The organism is Bartonella sp. AP58NXGY (genome assembly GCF_042195785.1).
Classification (GTDB): Bacteria; Pseudomonadota; Alphaproteobacteria; order Rhizobiales; family Rhizobiaceae; genus Bartonella.
This window is the reverse complement of the sequence record NZ_JBHIOY010000361.1, coordinates 1-267: the sequence shown is the minus strand read 5'-3', so window position 1 is coordinate 267 and position 267 is coordinate 1. Positions and strand designations below refer to the sequence as shown.

The following is a 267-nucleotide window of genomic DNA, read 5'->3' as shown; positions in this document are numbered from 1 at the left end:
AAGTGATCCTATTGCGTAACGTGTTAAAAATGTTTTTAAATCATTTGCATGAATATCTGTATAAACCGCCATTATTCTGCTTTCGTTGTAGACATGCCTGTATTCTGATTTTCATTTTTTGCATTATTTTTTTGACCATTCACGAATGCCATATCTTGAGGCGTTAAAATGACGTCACGTAATTCACGACTCACTAAAAATCTTTCCGTTTCTACCACTGTTTCAGCTAACTCTATGGTCACATCATAACGCGCACGAAACGCTGAA

The 267-nt window shown here is 36.0% G+C and carries 1 pseudogene; it reads right to left on the bottom strand.

Going from position 1 to position 267, the window contains the following annotated elements:
* Positions 1–71: 71 nt before the first annotated feature.
* Positions 72–267, bottom strand: a pseudogene (locus ACFINC_RS11420) (4-hydroxy-3-methylbut-2-enyl diphosphate reductase); the annotation flags it as partial.